Annotated in this window: 19 protein-coding genes; 4 read left to right on the top strand and 15 right to left on the bottom strand. The window is 69.0% G+C overall.

Annotated features, from left to right (window positions below; genetic code table 11):
- Positions 1–60: 60 nt before the first annotated feature.
- Complete coding sequence (locus AOM45_RS18070) at positions 61–963, top strand: AraC family transcriptional regulator (protein WP_030468115.1); 903 nt, start codon at positions 61–63, stop codon at positions 961–963.
- Here AOM45_RS18070 and AOM45_RS18065 read toward each other — a convergent pair.
- Positions 945–1,319, bottom strand: coding sequence for a VOC family protein (locus AOM45_RS18065; RefSeq protein ID WP_201780003.1), 375 nt, complete (start codon positions 1,317–1,319; stop codon positions 945–947). The genes AOM45_RS18070 and AOM45_RS18065 overlap by 19 nt on opposite strands.
- A 35-nt stretch (positions 1,320–1,354) precedes the next feature.
- Between AOM45_RS18065 and AOM45_RS18060 the strand changes: the two genes are divergently transcribed.
- Positions 1,355–2,620: an MFS transporter gene (locus tag AOM45_RS18060; RefSeq protein WP_030468117.1), complete on the top strand. Its 1,266-nt coding sequence runs from the start codon at positions 1,355–1,357 to the stop codon at positions 2,618–2,620.
- Here AOM45_RS18060 and proB read toward each other — a convergent pair.
- The 6 genes from proB to AOM45_RS18030 all read right to left on the bottom strand — a co-directional run bounded on the left by proB (position 2,613) and on the right by AOM45_RS18030 (position 10,190).
- Positions 2,613–3,740, bottom strand: coding sequence for a glutamate 5-kinase (proB, locus tag AOM45_RS18055; protein WP_030468118.1), 1,128 nt, complete (start codon positions 3,738–3,740; stop codon positions 2,613–2,615). The two genes, AOM45_RS18060 and proB, sit on opposite strands and share 8 nt — an antisense overlap.
- Positions 3,741–3,743: 3 nt before the next feature.
- On the bottom strand, positions 3,744–5,195 hold the full coding sequence (gene obgE, locus AOM45_RS18050) for a GTPase ObgE (protein ID WP_030468119.1): 1,452 nt from the start codon (positions 5,193–5,195) through the stop codon (positions 3,744–3,746).
- A gap of 103 nt (positions 5,196–5,298) precedes the next feature.
- Positions 5,299–5,556: a 50S ribosomal protein L27 gene (rpmA, locus tag AOM45_RS18045; RefSeq protein ID WP_030468120.1), complete on the bottom strand. Its 258-nt coding sequence runs from the start codon at positions 5,554–5,556 to the stop codon at positions 5,299–5,301.
- Positions 5,557–5,570: 14 nt separating this feature from the next.
- Entirely contained in the window at positions 5,571–5,882 is a 312-nt protein-coding gene (rplU, locus tag AOM45_RS18040) for a 50S ribosomal protein L21 (RefSeq protein ID WP_030468121.1), read from the bottom strand.
- 294 nt (positions 5,883–6,176) lie between these two features.
- On the bottom strand, positions 6,177–9,239 hold the full coding sequence (locus AOM45_RS18035) for a translation initiation factor IF-2 N-terminal domain-containing protein (RefSeq protein ID WP_030468122.1): 3,063 nt from the start codon (positions 9,237–9,239) through the stop codon (positions 6,177–6,179).
- A 225-nt stretch (positions 9,240–9,464) separates the two neighbouring features.
- Complete coding sequence (locus AOM45_RS18030; protein ID WP_030468123.1) at positions 9,465–10,190, bottom strand: TIGR03936 family radical SAM-associated protein; 726 nt, start codon at positions 10,188–10,190, stop codon at positions 9,465–9,467.
- Positions 10,191–10,395: 205 nt separating this feature from the next.
- On the opposite strand from AOM45_RS18030, the gene AOM45_RS18025 reads away from it, so the two are divergent.
- On the top strand, positions 10,396–11,811 hold the full coding sequence (locus tag AOM45_RS18025; protein WP_030468124.1) for a S8 family peptidase: 1,416 nt from the start codon (positions 10,396–10,398) through the stop codon (positions 11,809–11,811).
- 87 nt (positions 11,812–11,898) lie between these two features.
- Here AOM45_RS18025 and AOM45_RS18020 read toward each other — a convergent pair whose 3' ends face one another.
- The 4 genes from AOM45_RS18020 to AOM45_RS18005 all read right to left on the bottom strand — a co-directional run bounded on the left by AOM45_RS18020 (position 11,899) and on the right by AOM45_RS18005 (position 16,585).
- The gene (locus AOM45_RS18020; RefSeq protein WP_030468125.1) at positions 11,899–13,860 is read right to left on the bottom strand and encodes a TIGR03960 family B12-binding radical SAM protein; all 1,962 of its coding nucleotides are present in this window, start codon (positions 13,858–13,860) and stop codon (positions 11,899–11,901) included.
- Between the two features lie 198 nt (positions 13,861–14,058).
- Positions 14,059–14,901 (bottom strand): ABC transporter permease, encoded by an 843-nt coding sequence (locus AOM45_RS18015; RefSeq protein WP_030468126.1) that lies wholly within the window; start codon positions 14,899–14,901, stop codon positions 14,059–14,061.
- Entirely contained in the window at positions 14,898–15,671 is a 774-nt protein-coding gene (locus AOM45_RS18010; RefSeq protein ID WP_030468127.1) for an ABC transporter permease, read from the bottom strand. The genes AOM45_RS18015 and AOM45_RS18010 overlap by 4 nt, the downstream gene beginning before the upstream one ends.
- Positions 15,671–16,585 carry an ABC transporter ATP-binding protein gene (locus tag AOM45_RS18005; protein WP_236703727.1) on the bottom strand — a complete coding sequence of 305 codons (915 nt, stop codon included), beginning with the start codon at positions 16,583–16,585 and terminating at the stop codon, positions 15,671–15,673. The genes AOM45_RS18010 and AOM45_RS18005 overlap by 1 nt, the downstream gene beginning before the upstream one ends.
- A 55-nt stretch (positions 16,586–16,640) precedes the next feature.
- On the opposite strand from AOM45_RS18005, the gene AOM45_RS18000 reads away from it, so the two are divergent.
- Positions 16,641–17,231 carry a GNAT family N-acetyltransferase gene (locus AOM45_RS18000; protein ID WP_030468129.1) on the top strand — a complete coding sequence of 197 codons (591 nt, stop codon included), beginning with the start codon at positions 16,641–16,643 and terminating at the stop codon, positions 17,229–17,231.
- 167 nt (positions 17,232–17,398) lie between these two features.
- Here AOM45_RS18000 and ndk read toward each other — a convergent pair whose 3' ends face one another.
- The 4 genes from ndk to pulA are packed head-to-tail and all read right to left on the bottom strand — an operon-like array spanning position 17,399 to position 25,281.
- On the bottom strand, positions 17,399–17,809 hold the full coding sequence (gene ndk / locus AOM45_RS17995; RefSeq protein WP_030468130.1) for a nucleoside-diphosphate kinase: 411 nt from the start codon (positions 17,807–17,809) through the stop codon (positions 17,399–17,401).
- 56 nt (positions 17,810–17,865) lie between these two features.
- Entirely contained in the window at positions 17,866–19,308 is a 1,443-nt protein-coding gene (locus tag AOM45_RS17990) for a DHA2 family efflux MFS transporter permease subunit (protein WP_030468131.1), read from the bottom strand.
- Positions 19,309–19,348: 40 nt separating this feature from the next.
- A complete protein-coding gene (locus AOM45_RS17985) occupies positions 19,349–19,831 on the bottom strand; it encodes a MarR family winged helix-turn-helix transcriptional regulator (RefSeq protein ID WP_030468132.1) in 483 nt (160 codons plus the stop codon).
- Positions 19,832–19,881: 50 nt separating this feature from the next.
- Complete coding sequence (pulA, locus tag AOM45_RS17980) at positions 19,882–25,281, bottom strand: pullulanase-type alpha-1,6-glucosidase (protein WP_051783546.1); 5,400 nt, start codon at positions 25,279–25,281, stop codon at positions 19,882–19,884.
- Positions 25,282–25,361 lie beyond the last annotated feature (80 nt).

Below are 25,361 nucleotides of genomic sequence, written 5' to 3'. Positions count from 1 at the left end.
CCGCCGGACTCTCAATGACAGTTCATCGCGCAGACTTGCTCGTTCGTCCAGACTGGGTGCATGACGGACGCACTGGGTGAGGCCCTGCACCTGATGAGGATGTCCGGCACCTTCTACTGCCGGACGGAGCTCACCGAGCCGTGGGGCCTCACGATGCCCGACATGGCCGACTGCCTGTGGTTCCACGTGCTCACCAGCGGCCGCTGCGAGATCGAGGTCGACGGCAAGGTCACCGAGCTCGAACCCGGCGACGTGCTGCTCGTGCCGGGCGGCGAAGGCCACCGGTTGTTCAGCGCTCCCAACGCCGAGACGCCGCTCGTCACGACGTTGCCGCACACGTTCGAAACCAACAACTACGCGATCCTCCGACACGGCGACGGTGGCGCCGTCACGCACCTCGTGTGTGGTGCGGTGCGCTTCGACCATCCCGCGGCGAAGCACCTCATCAACGTGTTGCCGCACGTCCTGTACGTCCGTCGCGCCGACGACATGCGCGCCACGATCGATCTCATGGCCGTCGAGGCGAGAAACCTGCGCCCCGGCGGCGAAGCGGTGATCACGAGGCTCGCGGACGTCCTGGTGATCCAGACGATCCGCTCCTGGCTCGCCAACGATCCGGCCGCGCGCACCGGTTGGCTGGGCGCGTTGCAGGACCAGCAGATCGGGCACGCGCTGGCGTTGATCCACCGCGATCCCGCCCAGCCGTGGACCGTCGAACGGCTGGCGCACCAGACGTCGATGTCCCGGTCGGCGTTCGCGGCACGGTTCACCGATCTCGTCGGCGAACCGGCCATGCGCTACGTCACGCGGTGGCGCATGCACGTGGCGATGAACCGTCTACGGGACCGTGACACCACCGTCAGCGAGATCGCCCGTGGCCTCGGCTATGAGTCGGAGGCGGCGTTCAGCCGTGCGTTCAAACGGATCGTCGGGATGTCTCCGGGTCAGGCGCGCGCGGGCTGAAGCAGGTCCCAGCGGTTGCCGTAGAGGTCCTCGAACACGGCGACCTTGCCGTAGACCTCCTCACGCGGAGTCTCCAGGAAACGCACGCCGAACGCGGTCATGCGCGCGTGGTCGCGGTCGAAGTCGTCGGTGTTGAGGAAGAACCCGACGCGGCCGCCGGTCTGGTCACCGACCCGCGCGGCCTGCTGGTCCGTGTCCGCCTGAGCCAGCAACAGCGACGCTCCTCCGCCGGCCGACACCACGACCCAGCGCTTGTCGCCCTGCGGCGTGTCCTCGACCAGCGTGAATCCCAGTCCGTCCACGTAGAAGCGGATCGCCTCGTCGTAGTCGCGGACAACCAAGGTCACCAAACCCATAGATCGCACGCCACTGAGTGTGTCAGGGTGCGTCCATGGCGGTTACATCGGAGACGCATCGACTGCCCGTCCGGACGCTGGTCGCATCAAGCGCCGGAAACGCCGTGGAGTGGTACGACTGGGGCATCTACACGGCGTTCAGCATCTACTTCGCCACCCAGATCTTCCCGGCGGGCAACGAAACCGCCGCGCTGCTCAGCACGTTCGCCACGTTCGCGCTCGCGTTCTTCTTCCGGCCGCTCGGCGGCTACCTGCTCGGCCGGTTCGCGGACCTCAAAGGACGCCGCACCGCGATGCTGCTGACGATCGTGCTGATGTCGGGTGGTTCGGTCGCGATCGGACTGCTGCCGACGTTCGAGCAGGTCGGCTGGCTTTCACCGGTGCTGCTCGTGCTCGCCCGCATCGCGCAGGGCATGGCACTCGGCGGTGAGGTCTCCAACGCGTCGGCGTACCTCGCGGAGATCGCGCCGGCGGACCACCGTGGGCGGTACTCGTCGTTCTTCTACATCTCGACGGGTGCGGCGGTGCTGATCGCGTCGCTGCTCGGGTTCTTCCTGTCCCGCAACCTCGACAAGGCCGCGATGGCCTCCTACGGGTGGCGCGTGCCGTTCCTGATCGGCGGCGTGCTCGGGCTGATCGGGTTGTGGCTGCGGCGCGAGCTCAAGGAGACCGAGCAGTTCGAGGACAACAAGGCCAAGGCGCAGAGCCTGCGCAACCCGCTGATGACGACGCTCAAGGAGCACCCGAAGGCCGTCGGGCAGCTCATCGGCATCACGTTGCTCTCGACGCTGAGCTTCTACACGTTCTTCTCGGCGCTGACGCCGTTCGCGGTGAAGACCAAGGGCGCCAACGACATCGACGTGTTCCTGGCGTTGTCGATCGGCACCGTCGTGTTCATCGCGCTGCAGTACCCGATGGGGTGGATGGCAGACCGCTACGGCCGCAAACCGCAGATGCTCGTGTGGTCGGCGGCGATGGCGTTGCTGGTCGTGCCGCTGTCCACGTTGGTCAAACCCGGTCTGGCGAACCTGGTGATCGTGTTCTGCGTCGGTCTCGGGCTCTACACCGCACTCACGTCGATCGCGCCGGCGATCATGAGCGAGCTGTTCCCGACCGAACTGCGCGGGCTCGGCATCGGTGCCTGGTACAACCTGACGGTCGCGCTGTTCGGCGGCACCGCTCCGCTGGTCATCCAGGCCGTCGGCGGGACGGTGTTCTTCTGGTACGTCGCGGTGGCCGCGGTGATCACGTTCCTGGTGGTGCTGACGCTTCCGGAGACGAAGGGCGCCGAACTCACCTAGTCAGCGGCACCAGGTCATCCGCGTGCACGACCTCGCGGCGCTGCTCCTCCGGCAGGTCGTGGGTCTTGCGGCCGATCAACGACGGCAGCTCCGCCGAGTCGTAGCCGACCACGCCGCGGGCCACGACCTCGCCCGCGTGGCTGAGCAGCTCCACGACGTCGCCTGCTTCGAAGTCGCCGTCCACTCCCGTGATTCCAGCCGCCAGCAACGAGCGGCGCCTGCCCACCACTGCGGCGACGGCGCCGTCGTCGAGGTGCAGGCGGCCGTTCGCGTCGGTGGCGTAGCCGAGCCAGAAGCGGCGGGCGGTCAGGCGCGAACCCGTTGCGGCGAAGGCGGTGCCGACGTCCGCGGAGGTCAGCGCGCGGTGTGCCTCGGTGGCGCTGGTCAGCAGGACCGGGATGCCCGCGGAGGAGGCCAGGCGGGCGGCGGCGAGTTTGGAGGCCATGCCGCCGGTGCCCAACCCCGACGCACCAACGCTTCCGGCCTGCACACCGTCCACATCGGACGCCGACGCCACCTCGGAGATGCGGACGGCGCCGGGCTTGCGCGGGTCGCCCGAGTAGAGGGCGTCCACGTCGGACAGCAGGAACAACGCGTCGGCGCCCACCAGATGAGCCACCAGGGCGGCCAGGCGGTCGTTGTCGCCGAAGCGGATCTCTTCGGTGGCAACGGTGTCGTTCTCGTTCACGACCGGAACGGCACCCAGGGCCAGCAGGCGCGAGAACGTGCGCTGGGCGTTGCGGTAGTGGGCGCGGCGCACGACGTCGTCGGCGGTCAGCAGGACCTGGCCGACGATCAGGTTGTAGCGGCCGAACGAGTTCGCGTAAGCGTGCGCCAGCGTCAGCTGACCGACGCTCGCCGCGGCCTGCTGGGTGGCGAGGTCGCGCGGGCGGCGGGAGATCTTCAACGGCGCCAGGCCCGCGGCGATCGCACCGGAGGACACCAGGACGACCTGGCTCCCCGCGGCGCACCGGGCCGCGACGGCGTCGACCAGCGCGTCGAGGCGCGCCGGGTCGAGGCCGCCCTCGGCCGTTGTCAGAGAGGAAGAACCGACCTTCACCACGATGCGGTTCGCCGAAGCGACCGCGGTGCGAGCTTGTGAGACCGCGGGGGCCGTCACGGTTTACTCCTCGTCGAAGTCGTCGCCGTAGTCGCCGGGCGCGCGGCGGGCCTTCTTCAGGGCCTTGCGCTCGTGGGCGCCGATGCGGTCGTTGCGCTCGAGGCGGGCGTCCGTGCCACGTCCGGTCATCGTCATCGCGATACCGGCCGGCGTGGTCGGCTCCCAGTCGAACACCAGGTCGCCGATGGTGACCTGGCAGCCGGGAACGGCGCCCATCTTCACGAGCTTGTCCTCGACACCCAGCCTGCTCAGGCGGTCCGCGAGGTAACCGACGGCTTCGTCGTTGGAGAAGTCGGTCTGGCGGATCCAGCGCTCGGGGCGGTCGCCCCTGACGATGAAGCCACCCTCGACCGAGGGGTCCTCGGTCACGGTGAACCCTTCGTCGTCCACGGCGGTCGGCCGCAGCACGATGCGGGTCGATTCCTTCTTCGGCTGGGCGGCGCGGTACTCGCGCACCACCTCGGCGAGCTTGAAGGAGAGCTCGCGCAGTCCCTCGCGGGACACCGTCGACACCTCGAACACCGGCAGGCCGCGGGCCTCGATCTCCGGGCGGACGATGTCGGCCAGGTCCTTGGCGTCCGGGATGTCGATCTTGTTCAGGATCACCACGCGCGGCCGGTCGGCCAGGTTGCCGCCGAGCGACGGGGTGTACTGCGCCAGCTCGTTCTCCAGCGCGTCGATGTCCGCGATCGGGTCGCGGCCGGGCTCGTAGGTCGCGCAGTCGACGACGTGAGCGAGCACGGCGGTGCGCTCGATGTGGCGCAGGAAGTCGAGGCCGAGGCCCTTGCCCTGCGACGCGCCGGGGATCAGACCGGGGACGTCGGCCATCGTGAAGATGGTCTCGCCCGCGGTGATCACGCCGAGGTTCGGCACCAGCGTGGTGAACGGGTAGTCGGCGATCTTCGGCTTCGCGGCGGAGAGCACCGAGATCAGCGACGACTTGCCGGCGGACGGGAACCCGAGCAGGCCGACGTCCGCGACGGACTTGAGCTCAAGCACCAGGTCCCGCGTCTCGCCCGGCTCACCGAGCAACGCGAAACCGGGGGCCTTGCGGGCCTTGGACGCCAGAGCGGCGTTGCCCAGGCCACCGCGGCCACCGGCGGCGGCGATGAGCTGGGTGCCCTCGCCGACGAGGTCCGCGACGATCTCGCCGTCCTCGGTCAGCACCACGGTGCCGTCCGGGACGCGCAGGACCAGGTCCTCACCGTTCGCGCCGTCGCGGTTCGCACCGGCACCGGCCTTGCCGCTGGTGGCGGAGGCGTGCGGGCGGAAGTGGAAGTCCAGCAGGGTGTGCACCTGCGAGTCGACGACGAGCACGACGTTGCCGCCGCTGCCGCCGTTGCCGCCGTCCGGGCCGCCGAGCGGCTTGAACTTCTCGCGATGCACGGAAGCGCAGCCGTTGCCCCCGTTGCCGGCGGCAGCGTGGATCACCACCCGGTCAACAAAACGAGCCACGGAACTACTTCCTCTCAAAAGGTCTTGAACAAGCGACGAGGGGCGGTGCCGGAAGACCGGTCCCGCCCCTCGATGAGGTAGTGCTATCGCGCGGAGACGGTCCTCAGACCGCAACCGGGACGATGTTGACGGTCTTGCGACCGCGCTTCATACCGAACTCCACCGCACCCGGCAGCAGGGCGAACAACGTGTCGTCCTTGCCGATGCCGACGCCGACGCCGGGGTGGAACTTGGTGCCGCGCTGGCGGATCAGGATCTCGCCGGCCTTGACGACCTGACCGCCGAACCGCTTCACACCCAGGTACTGGGGGTTGGAGTCACGGCCGTTGCGGGAACTGGACGCACCCTTTTTGTGTGCCATGAGAAGTCAGGTCCTCACTTACCGGTGATGCCGGTGACCTCGACGCGGGTCAGCTTCTGACGGTGACCCTGTCGCTTGTGGTAGCCGGTCTTGTTCTTGAACTTGTGGATGCGAATCTTCGGGCCCTTGGTGTGCTCGACGACCTTGCCGGTCACCGAGAACTTCTCCAGGGCCGCCGCGTCAGCGGTGACGTCAGTGCCGTCGACCACGAGCAGCGTCTGGAGGGAGATTTCGGTGCCCGGCTCGCCCTCGAGCTTCTCGACCTCGACGATGTCGCCGACAGCGACCTTGTACTGCTTGCCGCCGGTCTTGACGATCGCGTACATCAGGACGGAAGTCTCCTGCTACTCGATGGTGACGGGCCATGCGCCATCCCGCCTGGGAAATTCACCAGAGGGGGCACACGACAGGACCCGTTGGATAACGGGCCGTCCACAAGGTTACGGGAGTGGGTACGGCCGGAGCAAACCGGGGTGCCCTGATCGCGTTCGTGCTGGCTGTGCAGTCCCTCACACAGCAGAACCGGGGCCGCCTGAAGGCAGCCCCGGTCTGGGGATCTGTCCGAACACGTGCAGGGCGTTCGCCTCGGTGAGCGCCCTGCACGCACGACCGCTCCTGCGTCAGTCCTCCTGGACCGGCGGTCCCGCGGGCCGCGACACGGCGCGGCGCCTGCGGGTGGTGGTGACCACCGGTGCGGGCATCTGGACCTCGGGCTGCTTCGGCACCTCGACGACCACCGGAGCGGGCGCCTCGTGCGCGACCGGGGCACCGGCGGCGCGCTTGGCCGCACGACGCCGCGGACGGGCCGCAGGAGGCTCCACGGGCACCACAGGGGCCTGGGCGACGGGTTCGGGCGCGGCGACCGGCTCGGGAGCCGCCACGGGCTCCTGCGCGGGCTCCTCGACCGGCTTGGGCAGCTGTGCGCCGATGCGACCGGTCACGACGGGTGCCTGCGCGGGCTCCTCGACCGGCTTCGGCTGCTGCGCACCGATGCGGCCCGTCACGGCGGGCTGCTGCGCGCCGATCCGGCCGGTCACCAGCGGGCGCTCGGGTTCCGGGGCCACCGGCTCGACGAGCTCCTCGGCCGACTCCTCGATGACCTCGGCGGCAGGCTGCTGCGCCGGGGTCTCGACGACCGGCTCGACCTCGACCGGGGCCGGGTCCTCCGCGACCTCGTGCGGCACGGTGCCGTTGACCGCCTGCTCCTCGACCACGACCGCGTCGACGACCGCCTGCGACTCCTTGTCGCGGCGACGACGGCGACGGCGGCGACCGCCGTGGCTGTCGTGCTCCTGGTCCGCGGCGACCGCGTCCTCGGAGACGTCCTCGGGCTCGCCCGGCTCGACGACCTCGGGGATCTCCGGCTCGACCGGCGCCTCGACGGCCGCCTCGACCACCTCGGCCGCCTGCTCCGAACCACCCTTGTTGCGGCGCGACTTGCGGCCACCGCCCTGCGGCTGCTGCTGGCCGCCGCCGTTGCCACCGCCGTGCGAGTGCACGGGCTCGGTGGACACGACGACGCCGCGGCCGCGGCAGTGCTCACACGTCTGGCTGAACGCCTCGAGCAGACCGGTGCCGACCCGCTTGCGGGTCATCTGCACCAGGCCCAGCGAGGTGACCTCGGCGACCTGGTGACGCGTGCGGTCACGGCCCAGGCACTCGGTCAGGCGGCGCAGCACCAGGTCGCGGTTCGACTCCAGGACCATGTCGATGAAGTCGATGACGATGATGCCGCCGATGTCGCGCAGCCGGAGCTGTCGGACGATCTCCTCGGCCGACTCCAGGTTGTTGCGAGTCACCGTCTCTTCGAGATTGCCACCCGATCCGGTGAACTTGCCGGTGTTGACGTCGATGACCGTCATCGCCTCGGTGCGGTCGATGATCAGGTAGCCGCCCGAGGGCAGCCAGACCTTGCGGTCGAGCGCCTTCAACAGCTGCTCGTCGATGCGGTACTCGACGAACGCGTCGTTGTTGCCGACGTGCTTCTTCAGGCGGTCCTGCAGGTCCGGCGCCACGTGGCGGACGTAGCCGTCGATGACGTCCCACGCCTCGTCGCCCTGGACGACGAGCTGGGCGAAGTCCTCGGTGAACAGGTCGCGGACGACCTTCACCAGCAGGTCCGGCTCTTCGTAGAGCAGCGTCGGCGCCTTGGTGGAGGTGCTCTCGGACTTCTCCTTGATGACCTTCCACTGCGCCTGCAGACGCGTGACGTCGCGCGCCAGCTCCTCCTCGGAGATGCCCTCCGAGGCGGTGCGGATGATCACGCCGGCGTCCTCGGGGACGACCCGCTTGAGGATGTCCTTGAGGCGCTTGCGCTCGTTGTCCGGCAGCTTGCGGCTGATGCCCGTCGCACCGCCGCCCGGCACGTAGACCAGGAAGCGGCCGGGCAGGCTGATCTGGGTCGTGAGGCGCGCGCCCTTGTGGCCGACCGGGTCCTTGGTGACCTGGACGAGCACGGAGTCGCCGCTCGACAACGCCTGCTCGATCTTGCGGGACTTGCCCTCGAGACCGGCGGCGTCCCAGTCGACCTCACCGGCGTACAGCACGGCGTTGCGGCCGCGGCCGATGTCGATGAACGCGGCCTCCATGCTCGGCAGCACGTTCTGCACGCGGCCGAGGTAGACGTTGCCCACGATCGAGCCGCTGCCCGACGACGTGACGAAGTGCTCGACGAGCACGCCGTCTTCCAGCACGCCGATCTGGGTGCGGTCGCCGCGCTCGCGGACGACCATCGTGCGGGCCACGGCCTCGCGGCGGGCCAGGAACTCGGCCTCGGTCAGCACCGGGGCACGGCGGCGACCGGCCTCGCGACCGTCGCGCCGGCGCTGGCGCTTGGCCTCCAGGCGCGTCGAGCCGCGGATGCTGCGCACCTCGCTCTGCGCGGCCTCGGAGTCGGCCTTGTCGTCACGCGCGTCGCGCGACTCGCGGACGTGCACCACCGTGTTCGGCGGGTCGTCCTCGGACGTCACGTCGTCGTCCGCGCCGGTCTTGCGGCGGCGGCGACGGCGGCGACGACGGGTCGAGCTCTCGTCGCCCTCCTCGTCGGTCTCGTCGGCGGCTTCGGTCTCCGAGGTGGCCTCGGCGTCCTCGGCCTCGTCGGTCTCCTCGCCACCCGCCTCGGCGTCCGTGCCCTTCCCGCGGCCACGGCCACGGCGGCCACGACGACGACGGCGACGGCTGTCGCCCTCGTCCTCGCCCTCGGTCTCCGCTTCCGCCTCCGCGGCGTCGAGCTCGTCCGCGGCGATCTCGCCGACGGACTTCTCGTCCTGCGCCGACTCCTCCTCGACGACGAAGGGCGACGCCGCCGCCTTCGGCCGTTCGATCGGCTGCGGCGGCATGAAGACCGCCGTCGGTGCCGCGAAGATCGGCGCGAGCGCCGGTGCCTCGAAGGCGGGGACCGCAGGCGGCTCGTAGTCCTCGGTGACCTCACCGGTGACGACGTCGTCCCAGTCCACCAGGGTCTCGGCGACCTTCAGCGCGACGTCGCGGCTCACGCTCGACTGCGCGCTGCGGGCGACCTCACCGAGGTCGGCCAGCGCCGTCATCACGTCCTTGCTGCTGACGTCCAGCAGCTTCGCCAACGCGTGCACCCGCAGCTTGTCCGGCAGGTCCGCCAGCTCAGGGCGTGCGGCAACCACACCCTGCCCGCCGGTGCCACCGGCAGGCTTTTCCGTGTTCGACATGCAGCTCCTCCACCCCCGGGCGCGTCCCGTGAGGACGCGGCCGCGCAGGGGCCTCTCTTGTCTCTCTCCACCGCTGCTCGCGGCGGGAATCCTTGCCTCGCGCGCAGTGGCGTGGCGCCTCACCGGGCGCACGCTTGCGCAGGTCCCACGACGACGCCGCTGTCAGCGCCGCTCCTCCTGTTTGCGCGCGGCTGGCGAGGACCAATCAGACACCGTCTGCACTCGTCAGGACTCTCTGTCCTGCTGGAGCGGGTCCACCAGCCTGCCTTCGTCGTCGAGCCGTCCCTGCGCCATCCGGGTTGCTCTCGCAGGTACCGGCGGCACGAGATCGGCGACGACACGAAGCGCATTCAGCACGTCGTCGGGTCGGACGGTAGGCGTTACCTGCCGAACGACCGTCATGAGTATCCCACACGGTTGTGACAATCCGGCCTCATCGTGTCCGGCGTCGCTCGAACGTGGTTCGACCAGCGCTGACACGACGGCGGGCCGCACGTCGAGCATCTTCGTGCCGCTCTTGGTGAGCCGTTCGACCTCGACGGACTCCGCCGCGAGGAAGACGCTCACCGCTTTCGCGAGCTCATCGGGCTCGACCCCGTCGAGCTCGATCCGCCACTCGCTCGCGTCGATGCGCTCGGTGAGGTTGCCACCGTGCGCCTGCACGATGTCGACGACGTCGATGCCGGGCGGCAGGGCCTCGTCGAGTGCGATCTTCAGCGCCTGCGGGTCGACCCGTTCGACCACCGACACCTCGACGTACTCCGCCTCGCTGGCGACACCGGTCGGCGCGGCACCGACCCACGACACCTTCGGGTGAGGGCTGAAGCCCTGCGAGTACGCCATGGGTACGCCTGCCCTGCGCAGCGCACGTTCGAACGTACGAGCGATGTCGCGGTGCGAGGTGAAACGCAACCTCCCCCGCTTGGTGTAGCGGAGGCGCAGTTTCTGCACGGCTGCGGCAGACGGGTTGTTGGGCTGGTGGCGGCTCAGTGGTGCTCCCGAGAGGTGTTCCGACGGGTGAGCGGTCCCATCGGCGCAGGCTGTTCGTCCGGTAGGACGGTACCGTGAACCCGATTCAGAACGTTCAGCTTGTCTAGATCGTTGCGCGTGGCTACGGTCCGGCTGACTGGACGCCTTGCCAACCTGGAGGTCCCCGGTGCCTCTGCTCCACCGCGCACGGGCGGCGGCTCTGTCCGCGCTGCTCGCGGCCGGGTGTCTGGCGGCGTCACTTCCCGCCGGTGCGGAGCCGGCGGTCTCCTCGTGCATCCAGCCGGGCCCGCTGCTGCGCTACCTCGTGGTGTTCTCGCAGTTCACGACCGCTGAGGCGGCCAACGCCGAGATCGCGGAGGCGTGCGGCACCACGACCGTCTACTACCCGGAGATCGGTGTCGCGGTGGCCACGTCACCCGACCCGGGATTCCTCAAGATGATCGGCCCGCAGCGCGCGTACAGCGCCCAGGCAGAGAGCGTCAAGAAGTCGGTGAAGCGGAAGAAGGACGACACCGAGCTGCTGAGGCCGTCCGGCGTCCGCTCCGGCGAACAGTGGGACATGGATCTCATCAAGGCCCCGGCCGCGCACGCGATCAGCACGGGTTCGAAGTCCGTGGTCGTGGGCGTGCTGGACTCCGGTGTCGACCCGCGTCACCCCGACCTGGTCGAGGCGCTGGCCCCGGAGCTGTCCGCGGGCTGCCTGACCGGCAAGCCGGACACGTCACCCGGCGCGTGGGCCCCGACGACCTCGGCCCACGGCACGCACGTCGCGGGCACCATCGCCGCGGCTGACGACGGCCGCGGCACCACGGGCGTCGCACCCGGTGTGCGCATCGCGTCCGTGAAGGTCGTGGACGACGACGGCTTCATCTACCCCGAGTACGCGGTGTGCGGCTTCATGTGGGCTGCCGCACAGGGCATGACCATCACCAACAACAGCTACTTCATCGACCCGTACCTGTTCACGTGCCAGAGCGCTCCTGGTCAGCGCGTCGTGTACGAGGCCGTGCGTCGTGCCGTCGACTACGCCACCTCTCGCAACGTGCTCACGGTCGCCGCGGCGGGCAACAACGCGGCGGACCTGTCCCGGCCGGGCCGTGACTCGGTGTCTCCGACGAACGGCGACGCGCAGACGCGGCCGGTCGACTCGACCTGCGTGGTGCTGCCCGCGCAGCTCAAGAACGTGGTCGGCGTGTCGGCGGTGGAGTCGACCAAGACCAAGGCGGGCTACAGCTCGTACGGGCTCGGCGCGATCGACGTGACGGCACCAGGTGGCGACTCGCGGACGCAGGGCGGGTGCGTGCTGTCGACCGTGCCGTCCGGCTACGACTACTCGTGCGGGACGTCGATGGCGACCCCGCACGCGGCCGGGGTGGCGGCGCTGATCGCGTCGACGCATCCGGACACCGACGCGCTGTCGCTGGGGCGGATGCTGAACGCGCAGGCGGAGACGTTGGCGTGTCCGGCTGACTACGACCTGAACGGGACCGGGGTGCAGGACGCGTTCTGCACCGGGTACTCGGAGTACAACTCGTTCTACGGGCACGGGCTCGTGGACGCGCTGGCCGCCGTCACGAAGTAGGGCCGCCAACGCTCGTACGAAGTGCACGCGGGGAGCTTTCGTTCGCTCTGGCCGCACGAAAGGGCCCCGCGTGCCGTCAGCTGAGAGCTATGAGGTCAGGGACGGGTTCTTCACCGGCGAGCCGACGCCCACCGGGGAGATCGGCAGCAGCTTGCGGCCCGTCGGGCCGACCTCGATGTCCGTGCCCATCGCCGGGCAGACACCGCAGTCGAAGCACGGCGTCCAGCGGCAGTCGTCCTGCTCGCGCTCGTCGAGCGCGTCCTGCCAGTCGGCCCAGAGCCATTCCTTGTCGAGGCCCGAGTCGAGGTGGTCCCAGGGCAGGACCTCCAGCTCCTCGCGCTCACGCGTGGTGAACCAGGCGAGGTCGACGCCGAGCGGCTCCAGCTCCCGCGCGGCCATGGTGGTCCAGCGGTCGTAGGAGAAGTGCTCGGTCCAGCCGTCGAACCGGCCGCCGTCGCGCCACACGGCCTCGATGACCTTGCCGATGCGGCGGTCACCGCGGCTGAGCAGGCCTTCGATGAGGCTCGGCTTGCCGTCGTGGTAGCGCATGCCGATGTTGCGGCCGAGGCTGCGGTCGGCGTTGACGGCCTCGCGGAGCTTGCGGAGCCGGTCGTCGACCGTGTCCGGGTCGCACTGCGGGGCCCACTGGAACGGCGTGTGCGGCTTGGGCACGAAACCGCCGATGGAGATCGTGCAGCGGACGTCGTTGCGGCCGCTGGCCTGACGTCCGGCGCGGATGACGTTCTTCGCCATCTCCGCGATCTGCAGGACGTCCTCGTCCTCCTCGGTGGGCAGGCCGCACATGAAGTACAGCTTCACCTGGCGCCAGCCGTTGGAGAACGCGGCCGACACCGTCCTGATGAGGTCCTCTTCGGACACCATCTTGTTGATGACGCGCCGCATCCGCTCGCTGCCGCCTTCGGGCGCGAAGGTGAGACCGGAGCGCCTTCCGTTGCGGGACAACTCGTTCGCGAGATCGATGTTGAACGCGTCGACGCGGGTGCTCGGCAGGCTCAGGCCCGTGTTCGTGCCCTCGTAGCGGTCCGCGAGGCCCTTGGTGATCTCGGCGATCTCGCTGTGGTCGGCGCTGGACAGGCTGAGAAGCCCGACCTCCTCGAAGCCGGTCGCCTCCAGTCCCTTCTGGACCATGGCGCCGATGCCCTCGATGGACCGTTCACGCACCGGGCGGGTGATCATGCCCGCCTGGCAGAAGCGGCAGCCGCGGGTGCAGCCGCGGAAGATCTCGACGCTCATCCGCTCGTGCACGCTCTCGGCGAGCGGCACCAGCGGCTGCTTCGGGTACGGCCACGCGTCGAGGTCCATCGTGGTGCGCTTGAACACGCGGTACGGCACGCGGTCGCGGTTCGGCACGACGCGCTGGATGCGGCCGTCCGGCAGGTACTCCACGTCGTAGAAGCGCGGGACGTAGACGCCACCGGTCTCGGCGAGCCTGGTCAGCACCTCGTCGCGGCCGCCGGGACACCCCTCGGCCTTCCACGTCTTCACGATCTCGGTGATCTCGAGGACGGCTTCCTCACCGTCGCCGAGCACCGCCGCGTCGACGAAGTCCGCGATCGGCTCCGGGTTGAACGCCGCGTGGCCGCCGGCGACCACGATCGGGTCGTCCTCGGTGCGGTCGGCAGCGTGGATCGGGATGCCCGCGAGGTCCAGGGCCGTGAGCATGTTCGTGTAGCCCAGCTCCGTCGCGAAGCTGATGCCCATCAGGTCGAACGCCTTCAACGGCCGGTGCCCGTCCACCGTGAACTGCGGGACGTCGTGCTCACGCATGAGCTTCTCGAGGTCCGGCCACACGGCGTACGTGCGCTCGGCGAGCACGTCCGGCAGCTCGTTGAGGATCTCGTAGAGGATCATGACGCCCTGGTTCGGCAGGCCGACCTCGTACGCGTCGGGGTACATCAAAGCCCAGCGCACGGACGCCGCGTCCCAGTCCTTGACGGTCGCGTTGAGCTCCCCGCCGACGTACTGCACCGGCTTGGAGATCCGCGGCAGCAGTGGCTCCAACCTGGGGAAAACAGACTCGACACTCACGCTTCCAGAGTAACGGGCCCTGTGTCAGTGCCGCGATCGGCAGCCTTTGCTCCGTATTCGGTGGTCAGACGGGTGCATCGCGGTGCCGGCCCCACGTCCTCATCCTGGTTATGTGGGGCCGGTGCCGCGAGGCGCCCTGCTGAGCGCCGAAGACGCGGGCGTTGGTTGCCGATCGCGGCACAGGACGCCGAATCGCGGTCAGTCCAGCAACAACGTCCCCAGGCGCCTCGCCGCCACCACCGTTCCCACGGCCGCCAACACCACGAAGTACGCGACGTGACCGAGCATGCCCCAGCCGACCACGCCCAGCGTGAGCCCGCGCATCAGCTCGATCGCGTGGTAGAGCGGCGTCCAGCTGACCACCGCCTGCAACCAGCCGGGGTAGACCGACAGCGGGTAGAACGTCGTCGAGAACAGGAACAGCGGCAGCACCGCGAGCTGCACGAGGTCGAAGTCCTGCCACGACCGCATGAACGTCGTCGCCGCCATGCCCACCGCCGCGAACGCGAACGCCACCAGCAGCGCCACCGGCAACGCGAGCAACGCCCACGGCGAGGCGATGAGCCCCATCCCGAGCATCACCGCGAGGAACCCGGCCGAGTACAGCCCGCCCCGCAGCAACGCCCAGGAGATCTCCCCGATCGCGATGTCCATCGGCCCCATCGGGGTCGTGAGCATCGCGTCGTACAGCTTCACGTACTTGAACTTGAAGAACACGTTGAACGTCGCGTCGTACACGGCCCCGTTCATCGCGCTCGCCGCCAGCAGCGCGGGCGCCACGAACGCCGCGTAACTGATCGGCCGCCCGTCCGGCCCGGCCACCGAGCTGACCATCTGACCGAAGCCGAGCCCGAGCGACCACAGGAACAGCAGGGGCTCGAAGGCCCCGCCGACCAGCACGAACCAGGCCCGCCGGTTCACCAGCGCGGCCCGTTCCACGAGCATGCTGGCCTTCCCGCCGTACAGCCCCGGCGGGATCACGCGCCACAGCAACCCGACGCTCGCGGGCGCGGCCTTCTCTCGATCGAGGGTCTGCGTCATACCGCCAGCCTTCGGTGGAAGGTCTTCACCGCGAGGGCGATGCCCGCGGCCGTCATCGCCGTGAGGAACGCGATGTGCCCCAACGCCGGTAAGAGGTCCAACGTCCCGAACGCGGTGCCGCGCGCGAGCTCGATGCCGTGCCACGCCGGCGTCAGCCACACCAGCGGCACCAACCAGTCAGGCAGCTGGCTGACCGGGAAGTACGCGCCGGTGAACAACATCATTGGCATGAGCACGAAGCGGAAGATGGTGGTGAAGCTGTCCGGTTTGTCCAGCCGCGCGCTGTAGGCGATCAACGGACAGGCGAACGCGAGCCCCGCCAGCGTCCCGAGTGGAACCGACCACAGCAGTCCCGGACCGGCCGCCGCTCCCAGCAGCACCGCGATGACCACGAAGACCGCCGAGCGCGCGAACAACTGCGCCCCGATCCACAACACCTGCCCGTAGAGGACCTGCGCGGGCGTGATCGGCGTGGCCACCATGCCGACGTACGTCTTCTGCCACAGGAACGCTGACATGATCGCGTACGTCGCCTCGAACGTGGCCCCCTGCAACGCCGTGACCACCACCAACGCCGGCGCGATGTACTGCAGGTACGGCACGCCTCCGATTAGCGCCGTCGACTGCACCTGCGAGCCGAACCCGATCCCGAGCGCCAGCAGGAACAGCACCGGCGTGAGGAAGCTCGTCACGACCGTGGCCCGCCAGTTGCGCCGGTACCACGTCCAGTGCTTCTCGAAGCCGAACCAGGAGGCCTTCAGCGTCTGCATCAGTCCACCAACGTCCGGCCGGTGAGCTTGAGGAACACGTCCTCCAGTGAACTCCGCCGAACCAAGCTCTGCACCGGCTGCACCCCGGCCTCGTGGACTTTGCCGAGCGTGTGCTCACCGTCCTGCGTGTAGAGCAGCAACCTGTCCGGCAGCACCTCGACCCGCTCGGCGAACCGCTCGAGGTCGGGCTTCGGCGCCCCCGGCTGGAACCGCAGCTCCAGCACCTCCCTGGTGGAGTACCGGCCGATCAGCTCGGCGGGCGACCCCTCGGCCGCGATCCGCCCGCCGTCCATGACCACGAGCCGGTCGCAGAGCTGCTCGGCCTCGTCCATGTAGTGCGTGGTGATGATGAGCGTGACGCCGTCCTGCTTGAGCCGGAACAGCCTGTCCCACAACAGGTGCCGCGCCTGCGGGTCCAACCCCGTCGTGGGTTCGTCGAGCAGCAGCAGCTCGGGGTCGTTGACCAACGACCGCGCGATCGTCAGCCGGCGCTTCATCCCGCCCGACAACGGTTCGACCTCGTGGTCGGCCCGGTCCGAGAGCTGCGCGAACTCCAGCAGCTCCGTCGCCTTCTCGCGACACTTCTGCCGCGACATCCCGAAGTACCGCCCGTAGACCTGGAGGTTCTGCCGGACCGTGAGCTCGGTGTCCAAATTGTCCAGCTGCGGCACCACCCCGAGCCGCGCCCGGATCTTGGGCCCGTCGACGTCCGGATCCATGCCGAGAACCTTCAGCTCACCACCCGTGCGCCCGGACACGCACGAGATCATCCGCATGGTCGACGACTTCCCCGCCCCGTTGGGCCCGAGAAACCCGAAAGCCTCCCCGCGCCGCACCTCGACGTCGATGCCGCGCACGGCTTCGAACGTCCCGAAGTGCTTGGTCAGCGCCTTGGCCTCGACGAGGTTCTCCACCCACCCGACGTTAGCCAAGGGGTCCGACAATTTTCGACGCAATTACGATCGCGACATGCCGGAGATCTCGCTGCGGTGGCTGACCGAGGCCGACGACCAGATGCGCGCCGAAATCCACGCAGTCGTGCACGACGTGGTCGCCTCAGGCGGCGCCGTCGGCTACCACGAGCCCCCAACCCTGGAACGCATTTCGCTGTGGCTCGACGGCGTGCTGAAGCAGGTCCGCGACGACGACGCCGCGTTCGCCGCCGCTCTGGTCGACGGTGTGGTGCGGGCGGTGGGGCTCTGGCGGCGTGGAGGCACCGCCGTCTTCCAGCACCGCGCCGAGATCCAGCAGATCATGGCCCACCCCAGCGCGCGAGGCCTGGGCCTCGGCAAACTGGTCGTCGCGGGCTTGATCGACCGCGCCCGCGAGGCGGGCATCGAGATCCTCATGCTGGGCGTGCGCGGCAACAACCACGGCGCGATCGAGCTCTACGAAAGCCTCGGTTTCCGGGAGTACGGGCGGATGCCGAACGCGATCGCGGTGGGCAACGAACGGTGGGACGCGGTGGACATGTACCTGCCCCTCGGATATCCGGAGGGGACAGTGCTGAACGGCGCGAAGGCAGGCGGCTTGGGAAGCAGCCCGCGCCGAACCGCCTGATCCGCGGGGTTCCAGCCAGCCCGCGCGAAGCGCTGTGGATCAAGGGCCAACGCCCCGACAGGCGCGATGGCCGAGCCCACCCGCACACTCGAGCGGCCCCGGCGGTGGGATCCCTCCAAGCAAACAAAACGGCCCCGGCACAAAGCCGAGGCCGTTCAGCAAACCCCTCAGAGGTTCGGGAACCAGATCTTGATCTCGCGCTCCGCCGACTCCGCCGAGTCCGACCCGTGCACCAGGTTGTACTGGACCTCCAGCCCGAAGTCCCCACGGATCGTGCCGGGAGTCGCCTTCTCCACGGGGTCGGTGCCGCCGGCGAGCTGACGGAACGCGGGGATCGCCCGCACGCCCTCCACGACCAGCGCGACCAGCGGGCCGCCGGTGATGAAGTCGACGAGGTCGTTGTAGAACGGCTTGCCGTCGTGCTCCGCGTAGTGCTGCTCGGCGGTGGCACGGTCAGCGGTGCGCAGCTCCAGCGCGGCGAGCTTGAGGCCCTTGCGCTCGATGCGGGCGATCACCTCGCCAACGAGACCACGCTCGACGCCATCGGGCTTGACCAGAACCAGGGTGCGCTCGGACACGACGGACAACTCCTTGCAAAACAGGAACGGGAAGTGCCGACAGGGTAGCGAAGCCGCTAGTGCACCAGCACCGGCTGGGCCTCGCGGTCCGGCGTGACCTGCCGCAGCACGAACACCGCCAGGCCCAGCGCCACCGCCACGAGCACGGCGGAGATCCAGAACGCCAGGTGGAAGCCCGACGTCAACGCCTCCAGCCGGCCGACGCCTGACGCCAGCAGCGACGACGTGTACGTGGTCGAGGTGGTCGCCAGCACCGCCAGGCCGAGGGCGCCGCCCACCTGCGCGGTCGTGTTCACCAACCCCGACGCGAGGCCGGCCTCGTCGTGTGCGGCGCCGGACATCGCGAGCGACATCAGGGCCGGGAACGACAGGCCCAGGCCGATGCCGAGCGGTGCCACCGCGGGCAGGATGTGGGCGACGTAAGAGCCGTCCACCGGCACCTGCGTGAACACCACCATGCCCACCAGCATGAACAGCAGGCCCACGATCAGCATGTTCCGCTCGCCGAACCGGGTGTTCAGGCGTGCCGAGAGCGACACCGAGAACACCGCGATCGCGCCGGCGACGGGCATGAACGCCAGGCCGATCTGCAGCGGCGTGTACGACAGCACGAGCTGCATGTACAGCGTGCCGAGGAAGAACAAGCCGAACATGCCGGCGACCATCGAGATCTGCACCAGGTTCGCACCGGTCACGTTGCGTGAACGGAAAACCCGCAACGGCAGCAACGGCTTCACGGCGGTGCGTTGGCGCCACACGAAGCCCACCAGCAACGCCACCGCTACGGCGCCCAGGCCGAGTGTCTGGACCGAGCCGAAGCCGTAGTGCTCCGCCTTGACGATCGTGTACACGCCGAGCATCACCGCGGCCACGATCAGCAGTGCGCCGAGGACGTCCGCGCCCTCGCGCAGGCCCAGCCCCACCGACGAAGGCACCAGGCGGACAGCAGCCACCGCCGCCACGACGCCGATCGGGATGTTCACGAAGAAGATCCAGTGCCACGACATGGCGTCGGTCAGCACGCCGCCGAGCAGCAGGCCGATGGACGCGCCCGCCGCCGCCACGAAGCTGAACACACCGATGGCGCGCCTCTGCTCCTCCGGCTCCGGGAACATCGTCACGACCATGCCCAGCGTCACCGACGTGGCCAGAGCGCCACCGGCACCCTGGACGAAACGAGAAACGATCAGCATCTCCGCGCTGAACGACACACCGCACAGCAGCGACGCGACCGTGAAGACGCCGAGGCCGAGCAGGAACACCTTCTTGTGCCCGATCAGGTCGCCCAGGCGCCCGGCGAGCAGCAGCAGACCGCCGTACGCGATCAGGTACGCGTTCACGACCCAGGCCAGCCCGGCCTGGCCGAACTTGAGGTCTTCCTCGATCGCGGGCAGTGCCACGTTCACGATCGTCTGATCGAGAACGATCATCAACATGCCCGCGCACAGCACGATCAGCGCCAGCCAGCGCGAGTCCGTCTTCGATCCCCCTGAAGTCATAAGAGGAACCGTAACAGATAGTTTTGTACGGGACTATCTTTTACCCAACTGCATGACGCAGAGCACGTTTGCGCGGCGGCTTCTCGCACGGCATCGGCACGCTCAGGCGCCCCTCCAACAGCCGCTCCAGGCCCCTGACCAGGCCATCTCGCTCATCGGCCGGCAACGAGCCCAGGACGCTCTCGTAGACGTCGGCCACGACCCGGTCGCCCTTCGCCACCATCTCCCGGCCCAGCTCGGTCACCACGACCACGCGCGCACGACGGTCCGACGGCGACGGCTTGCGCTCTGCATACCCCGCCGACTCCAGGGCGTCCATCGTCACGACCATGGTCGTCTTGTCGATGCTGGCCAGGTCGGCGATCTCGGACTGCGTGCGATCCGCGTCCAGCGCGTTGGACAACACGCAGCGGGCTCGCGGAGTCAGTCCGATCTCCGCGAGCCTCGCCGTCAGCTCTGTCTCCAGCGCATGCCCCGTCAGATGCAGCAGCATCAGCAGGTCAACACACCCCGTCGTGCCCATGAGCACTACGGTACCAAATAATCTGTCAGCAAAACTATTTGTGAGCCCAACTACCTCTCGAGCACCACGACCGAACGCGCTGCCCCCGCCCGCTTCTCGCTGGTCACGGGCTTCCAGTCACCAGGCGGCAGCGTGACGGCCTGGTCCGTCGGGTACGGGTTGATCACCACGACGAGCCCGCGCCGGGCCGGGTCCACGTCCGGGCCGACCGTGTCGTCGACGTGCATGACGATCACCCCGGACGCCGCGGCCGGGAACGACACCTTCTGCTGCACGAGGTCGGCCGACCCGAGCGAGAACAGCGGCGACGACTGACGAATGCGCAGCAGCTCCAGCGTCGCGTCCAGCGAGGCCTTCATGTCCGCGGACGAAGGCTTCGGCCCGGCCAGCAACGGCTTCGCGTACGGCCACTTCGACTCGTTGTCGGCCTTGGGCGGCAGACCTCGACCGAAGCCGTTGTCGCGCAACGACGGGTCGTAGGAGTTGAACCAGTCGCCGGAGTCGTAGCTGTTGCGGTCCAACGACTTCGAGCGCAGGAACTCGGTGCCCGCGTGGACGAACGGCCACCCCTGCCCGAGCAGCACCGGCGCCAGTGCCACCGTCTGCATCTTCACGCGATCCGCGGCAGACGTCGAAGGCTTCAACTTGTAGGTCAACGCGTCGAACAACGTCTCGTTGTCGTGCGCATCGACGTACGTGATGGCCTCCAACGGCTGCCCGGTGTACCCGGCAGGCGAGCCGTTGTACCGGACATCCCGTCCCGCAACCACCGGCCCGGCCGTCGACTGGAACCGGTACGACGCCATGTTGCCTGCCATGCCCAGCTTCACCAGGTCGCTGTAGTTCTCCAGCCGTGCGGCGACATCACCGTTGGCGGGCGACGAGTTCACGTCCCCGGCCAGACCGGAACCGATGCCCTGCACGCGCGGGTCGTCGTCGAACGGCCCACCGCCGCGCACCGCGTCACGCAGCCGGTCGCTGAACGTGCCGATGCCCGTGCCCGCCATGTTCGCCTGGGTGGCCTGCTCGAACCGGGCGTTGCCGGCCACCTCGCCGAAGTCCCAGCCCTCGCCGTAGACGCCGATCTTGCGCCCGTCCACGCCGTCCTTCTCCACGGTCAGCGCGTCCAGGGCGGCCCGCACGGCCAGGATGTTCGCCTTCGGGTGGTGGCCCATCAGGTCGAACCGGAACCCGTCGACCTTGTAGTTGCGCGCCCAGCGCACCACCGAGTCCACGACGAGCTTGCCCATCATGGCGTTCTCGGTCGCCGTGTTCGCGCAGCACGTCGAGTTCGCGACCGACCCGTCGAGGTTGAGCCGCTGGTAGTAGCCGGGCACGACCTTGTCCAACACAGACGTCGGTGCGTCGCCGAACGCCGCAGTGTGGTTGTAGACCACGTCCACCACGACGCGGTTGCCGTTGTCGTGCAACGACTTCACCATCTCGCGGTACTGCTTCGACCGCGCCCAGCCGTTCTGCGCGTCCGCCGTGGCGTACGAACCCTCCGGCACGTCGTAGTGGAACGGGTCGTAGCCCCAGTTGAAGCCGTCACGACCAGCCACCGCACCGACGCAGGCCTGCTGTTCAGAAGAGTCCGCGGGCAACGACTTCAGATCACACGCGGGCGTTGCCTGCTCCGAGCGCTTCTCGGGGATCGTCGCGATGTCGAACGTCGGCAGCAGGTGCACGGTGTCCATGCCCGCGCCCGCCAACGTCCTGAGGTGCTTCATGCCGACGGAGTCGCGGTGCGTGAACGCCTTGTACGTGCCGCGATCGGCCGCCGGGACGGACTGGTCGTTGATCGAGAAGTCCCGCACGTGCAGCTCGGTGATCGCGCCGCCCATGCCCTTGGCCACGTCGCGAGACCACCCGGCGGGCATCGACCGGCCGTCCTGGAGGTCGGCGAACTGCGAGTGCGTCGAGTTCACCGACAGGGCGACGGAGTACGGGTCGGTGACCACGACCGTGCGCTGCCAGTTGGTGACCTCGAACTGGTAGTACCTGTTCTTCCAGTTGCCGGAACCGGTCCACGAGCCCGAGGCGTCGTCGCGCTTGAGCTGCACGACCTTCTGGGGTTCGCCGGACGGCTGGTCGAACAGCCGCAGCTTCACGTTCTGAGCGGTCGGCGCCCACAACCGCACCGACGCGCGGTCGCGGTCGAACGTCGGCCCGAACGTCAGTTTCGTTGCGGCAGCGGCATAACGGTCGTCGAGCACCCCCGCGATCTGCACACCCGTGCGGTGCCGGATCGCGCCGCCCGCGTCGACGTGCACGGCGGAGAGCTTGTCCCGCAACGCCTCGTCGACGAACCCGCGCACCGCGAACACCGGCGTGCCGCGCAGGTGCGGGAACTGCGCCGACACCTCCTCGGTCGTGGGAGACAGCCGCAGCACCCGTGAGCCGTACTCGAGCCGGTAGCCGTCGGACTGGACCGCCGGCACGTCCCACACGACCTTGTCGCGGGAGATCCAGATCGCCTTGGCCTTGGTCAGGTCGTCATCGGCGGCCGGACCGGCGTTCGACGGCAGCAGGTAGGTCTCGTTGCCCTGCAACTGCCACACCTCGTTCCCCTTCTGCCCCAGGTCGAGGAACTGGTCGGGTCCGGGGTCCTTGGTGTCGCCGCGGTGGATGATGTAGCTCAGCCCCGCCGCGCCCGCGGCGAGCGGCACCGACCAGTACACACCGAACGCGTCCCGCCCGTCCGGCACCTGCGACTGGTTCCAGCCCGGCGAGGGCTCCGCGGACCCCGTCCAGTGGTACATCGTCCAGTCGGTGTAGTCGCCGTCCGCGCGGTGGTAGTGGATCACCGCCCGGTTCTCGGCAGCGGCCTTCGTGGCGTGCACCTCGCCGTTCGCGACCCACGAGTGGCCACTCGTGAACTTGCCGGAAGCCTCCACGGTCGTGCCGCGCACCACCGAGAAGTCCGTGGTCGGGGGAAGTTCCGCCTGGCCGTTGGTGAACGGCACGTCCGCCCGTCCGGCCACTCGCACCACGGTTCCCGTGGCGTCACCGACGTAGTGCACGACCGCCTTGCCGGTAGCGGCCTGCTCCGAGGCGAACACCTGCGGCTGGCCCTGCTTCAGCCACACCTCGGGCGTCACGCTCGGGTCGACGAACCGGTCGGCGGACGTGTCCTTCTCGTCGCCCTTGTGCGCGATGATCCCAACGGACTTCGCGCCCGGCATCAGCTTCACCCACGCGAAGCGCCCGTAGGAGTCCTCCCCCGCGAACGGCAGCGGCGCGTTCCAGTCGACCGGCGTCTCGATGTCGCCCCAGGCGTGCAGGCCCCAGCCGTCGTAGTTGTCGCGTGCGTAGTGCACGACCAGCCAGTCCGGGTTCTTCGTGCCGGGATCCGGCACCGGCGGCGCGGCGACCAGCGAGACGAACGCGCCGTCCGCACCGATCTCCCCCGACTTCGCCACGACCCGCAGCTCGACGCGCTTGCCCACCGCGGCGCCCGGAAGTGCTGACAGGTCAGCGAAAACGCGGTACGGAGCGGCGTCGTCGGTGCCCAGCACGGTCCAGTCGCTGGTGCCTTCGACGCGCGCCGCGAACGTGGCGGCCGCGTTGGGCGCGCCGATGCCGTCCGCGCGGAGCTCGACCCGCTTGTCCAGCACGGTTCCAGCGGCCGGCGCGACCAGCACGGGCGACGGCTTCGAGGCCGTCACATCGCTGGTTCCCTTGAGCACCAACGTCGACAGCGCGGGCACGGTCACCGTGACACGGCCGTTCTGGACCTGCGCGTTCTCGAACGCCGCCGAGGACACCGGCACGGTCACGGTCGCGGGCGAGGTGCCCGCGTTGGCGACGACGAGGTGCTCGCGGCCGAGGATGCGGCTGAACGCGAACACGTCACCGTCGGCGTACCGGAGCACCTGGTTGCCGTCACGCCACACGGGGTCGCGGTCGACCTGGGCCGCGAGTGCCTTGAGCTGCTGGTAGAGCGGGTGCGCGGTGTTGAAGTTGTCCTGGGCTCCAGTTCGATCCGACCCGACCAGCTTCTCCGCCATGTACTCCGGCGTCTTGGAAGCGAACATGTCCTGGCGCGCCAGCTTGTCGCCGCCCGTGCCCGCGAAACCCTGCTCGTCGCCGTAGTAGACGACCGGGTTGCCGCGCCACAGGTACATCAGGGCGTTGCCGAGCTTGAGCCGTTCCAGCAGTTCGGCGTCCGAGATGCCAGGACGGTCGTTGCGGATCATCCACGCGATGCGGCCCATGTCGTGGTTGCCGAGGAACGTGGGCAACGACGAGGCGTTGGAGTCGGCGTCGGTGTAGCGGTCGTCGTCCAGCAGCACCTCACCGAGCCGCTGCGAGCCCTTGCCGGACAGGAAGCTCAGCGCGCTGCTCTGGAACGGGAAGTCCAGCGTGGCCTGCATCTTCCCCGCGGTCGTGTACTTCGAGGTGTTCTCCGGGGAGGAGTCGAAGACCTCGCCGAACACGAAGAAGTCCTTCTTGCCCTTGCGGTTCGCGTACTGCTTCACGTGCGGCGCGAGTGCCTGCCAGAACTCCAGGTTGACGTGCTTGACGGTGTCGACGCGGTAGCCGTCGATGTCGAGCGTGTCGATCCAGCTGGTGAAGATGTCCTTCATGCCGTTGACCACGCGCGGGTGCTCGGTCATCAGGTCGTCGAGGCCGGAGAAGTCGCCCTGCTCGCTCGACTCGCCGGAGAACGTCGAGTCACCGCGGTTGTGGTAGAGCGTGGAGTCGTTGAGCCACAACGGGTACTTCGTCGGGCCCTGCTTGACTGGCGTGTACGGGAACGACTTGGCCGCGTCGAGCTTCGGGAAGTCCTTGCGGCCCGCGTACTCGGCGATGTCGAACGGCTTGCCGTCGGCGTCCAGGTACGGCTGCGCACCCGTGCTGACGTACTGCGTCTTGCCCTCGGCGTACTTGATCACGTCGGCGGTGTGGTTCGCGACGATGTCGAAGAACACCTTGATGCCGCGCCGGTGCGCGTCGCGGATCAGGTCGCGCATCTCCTGCGTGGTGCCGAAGTGCGGGTCGAGCTTGGTGAAGTCGACGGTCCAGTAACCGTGGTAGCCGGCGGAATCGCCCTGCACCCAGCGGTTGAGGAACATCGGCGTCATCCAGATCGCCGTGATGCCCATGCCGTCGAGGTAGTCGAGCTTCCCGCGCAGGCCCTTGAGGTCACCGCCGTGGTAGAAGCCCTTGTCAGCGGGGTTGAAGCCGTTCTCGGCGGCGGTGGAGCGGCCGCGGTCGTTGCCGGGGTCGCCGTTCGCGAACCGGTCGGGCATCACGAAGTAGAACCGCTCACCTCGGAGGTCGTCGCGCTTCGGCGGCAACGCGAGTTTCGCGTCCCCGTCGCGCACACCGGGCGCTATGTCCACCACCTCGCCCACGGCGAGGCGTTGCTTCGGTGCGGCAACGGCCTGGACCGGTGTGAGGGGGAGCAGAACCAGTGCAGCGAGCGCGGCGACGACCCGACGCATCGCGACCTCCTTGTCGCAACTTCTTGCAGGGTTGCTGCACGAAACCACGAGAAAGAGCGGGAAACAATACGTCGGGCTCT

The organism is Lentzea aerocolonigenes (assembly GCF_000974445.1).
In the GTDB taxonomy this organism is placed as follows: domain Bacteria; phylum Actinomycetota; class Actinomycetes; order Mycobacteriales; family Pseudonocardiaceae; genus Lentzea; species Lentzea aerocolonigenes.
This window is presented reverse-complemented; position numbering and strand designations above follow the sequence as displayed.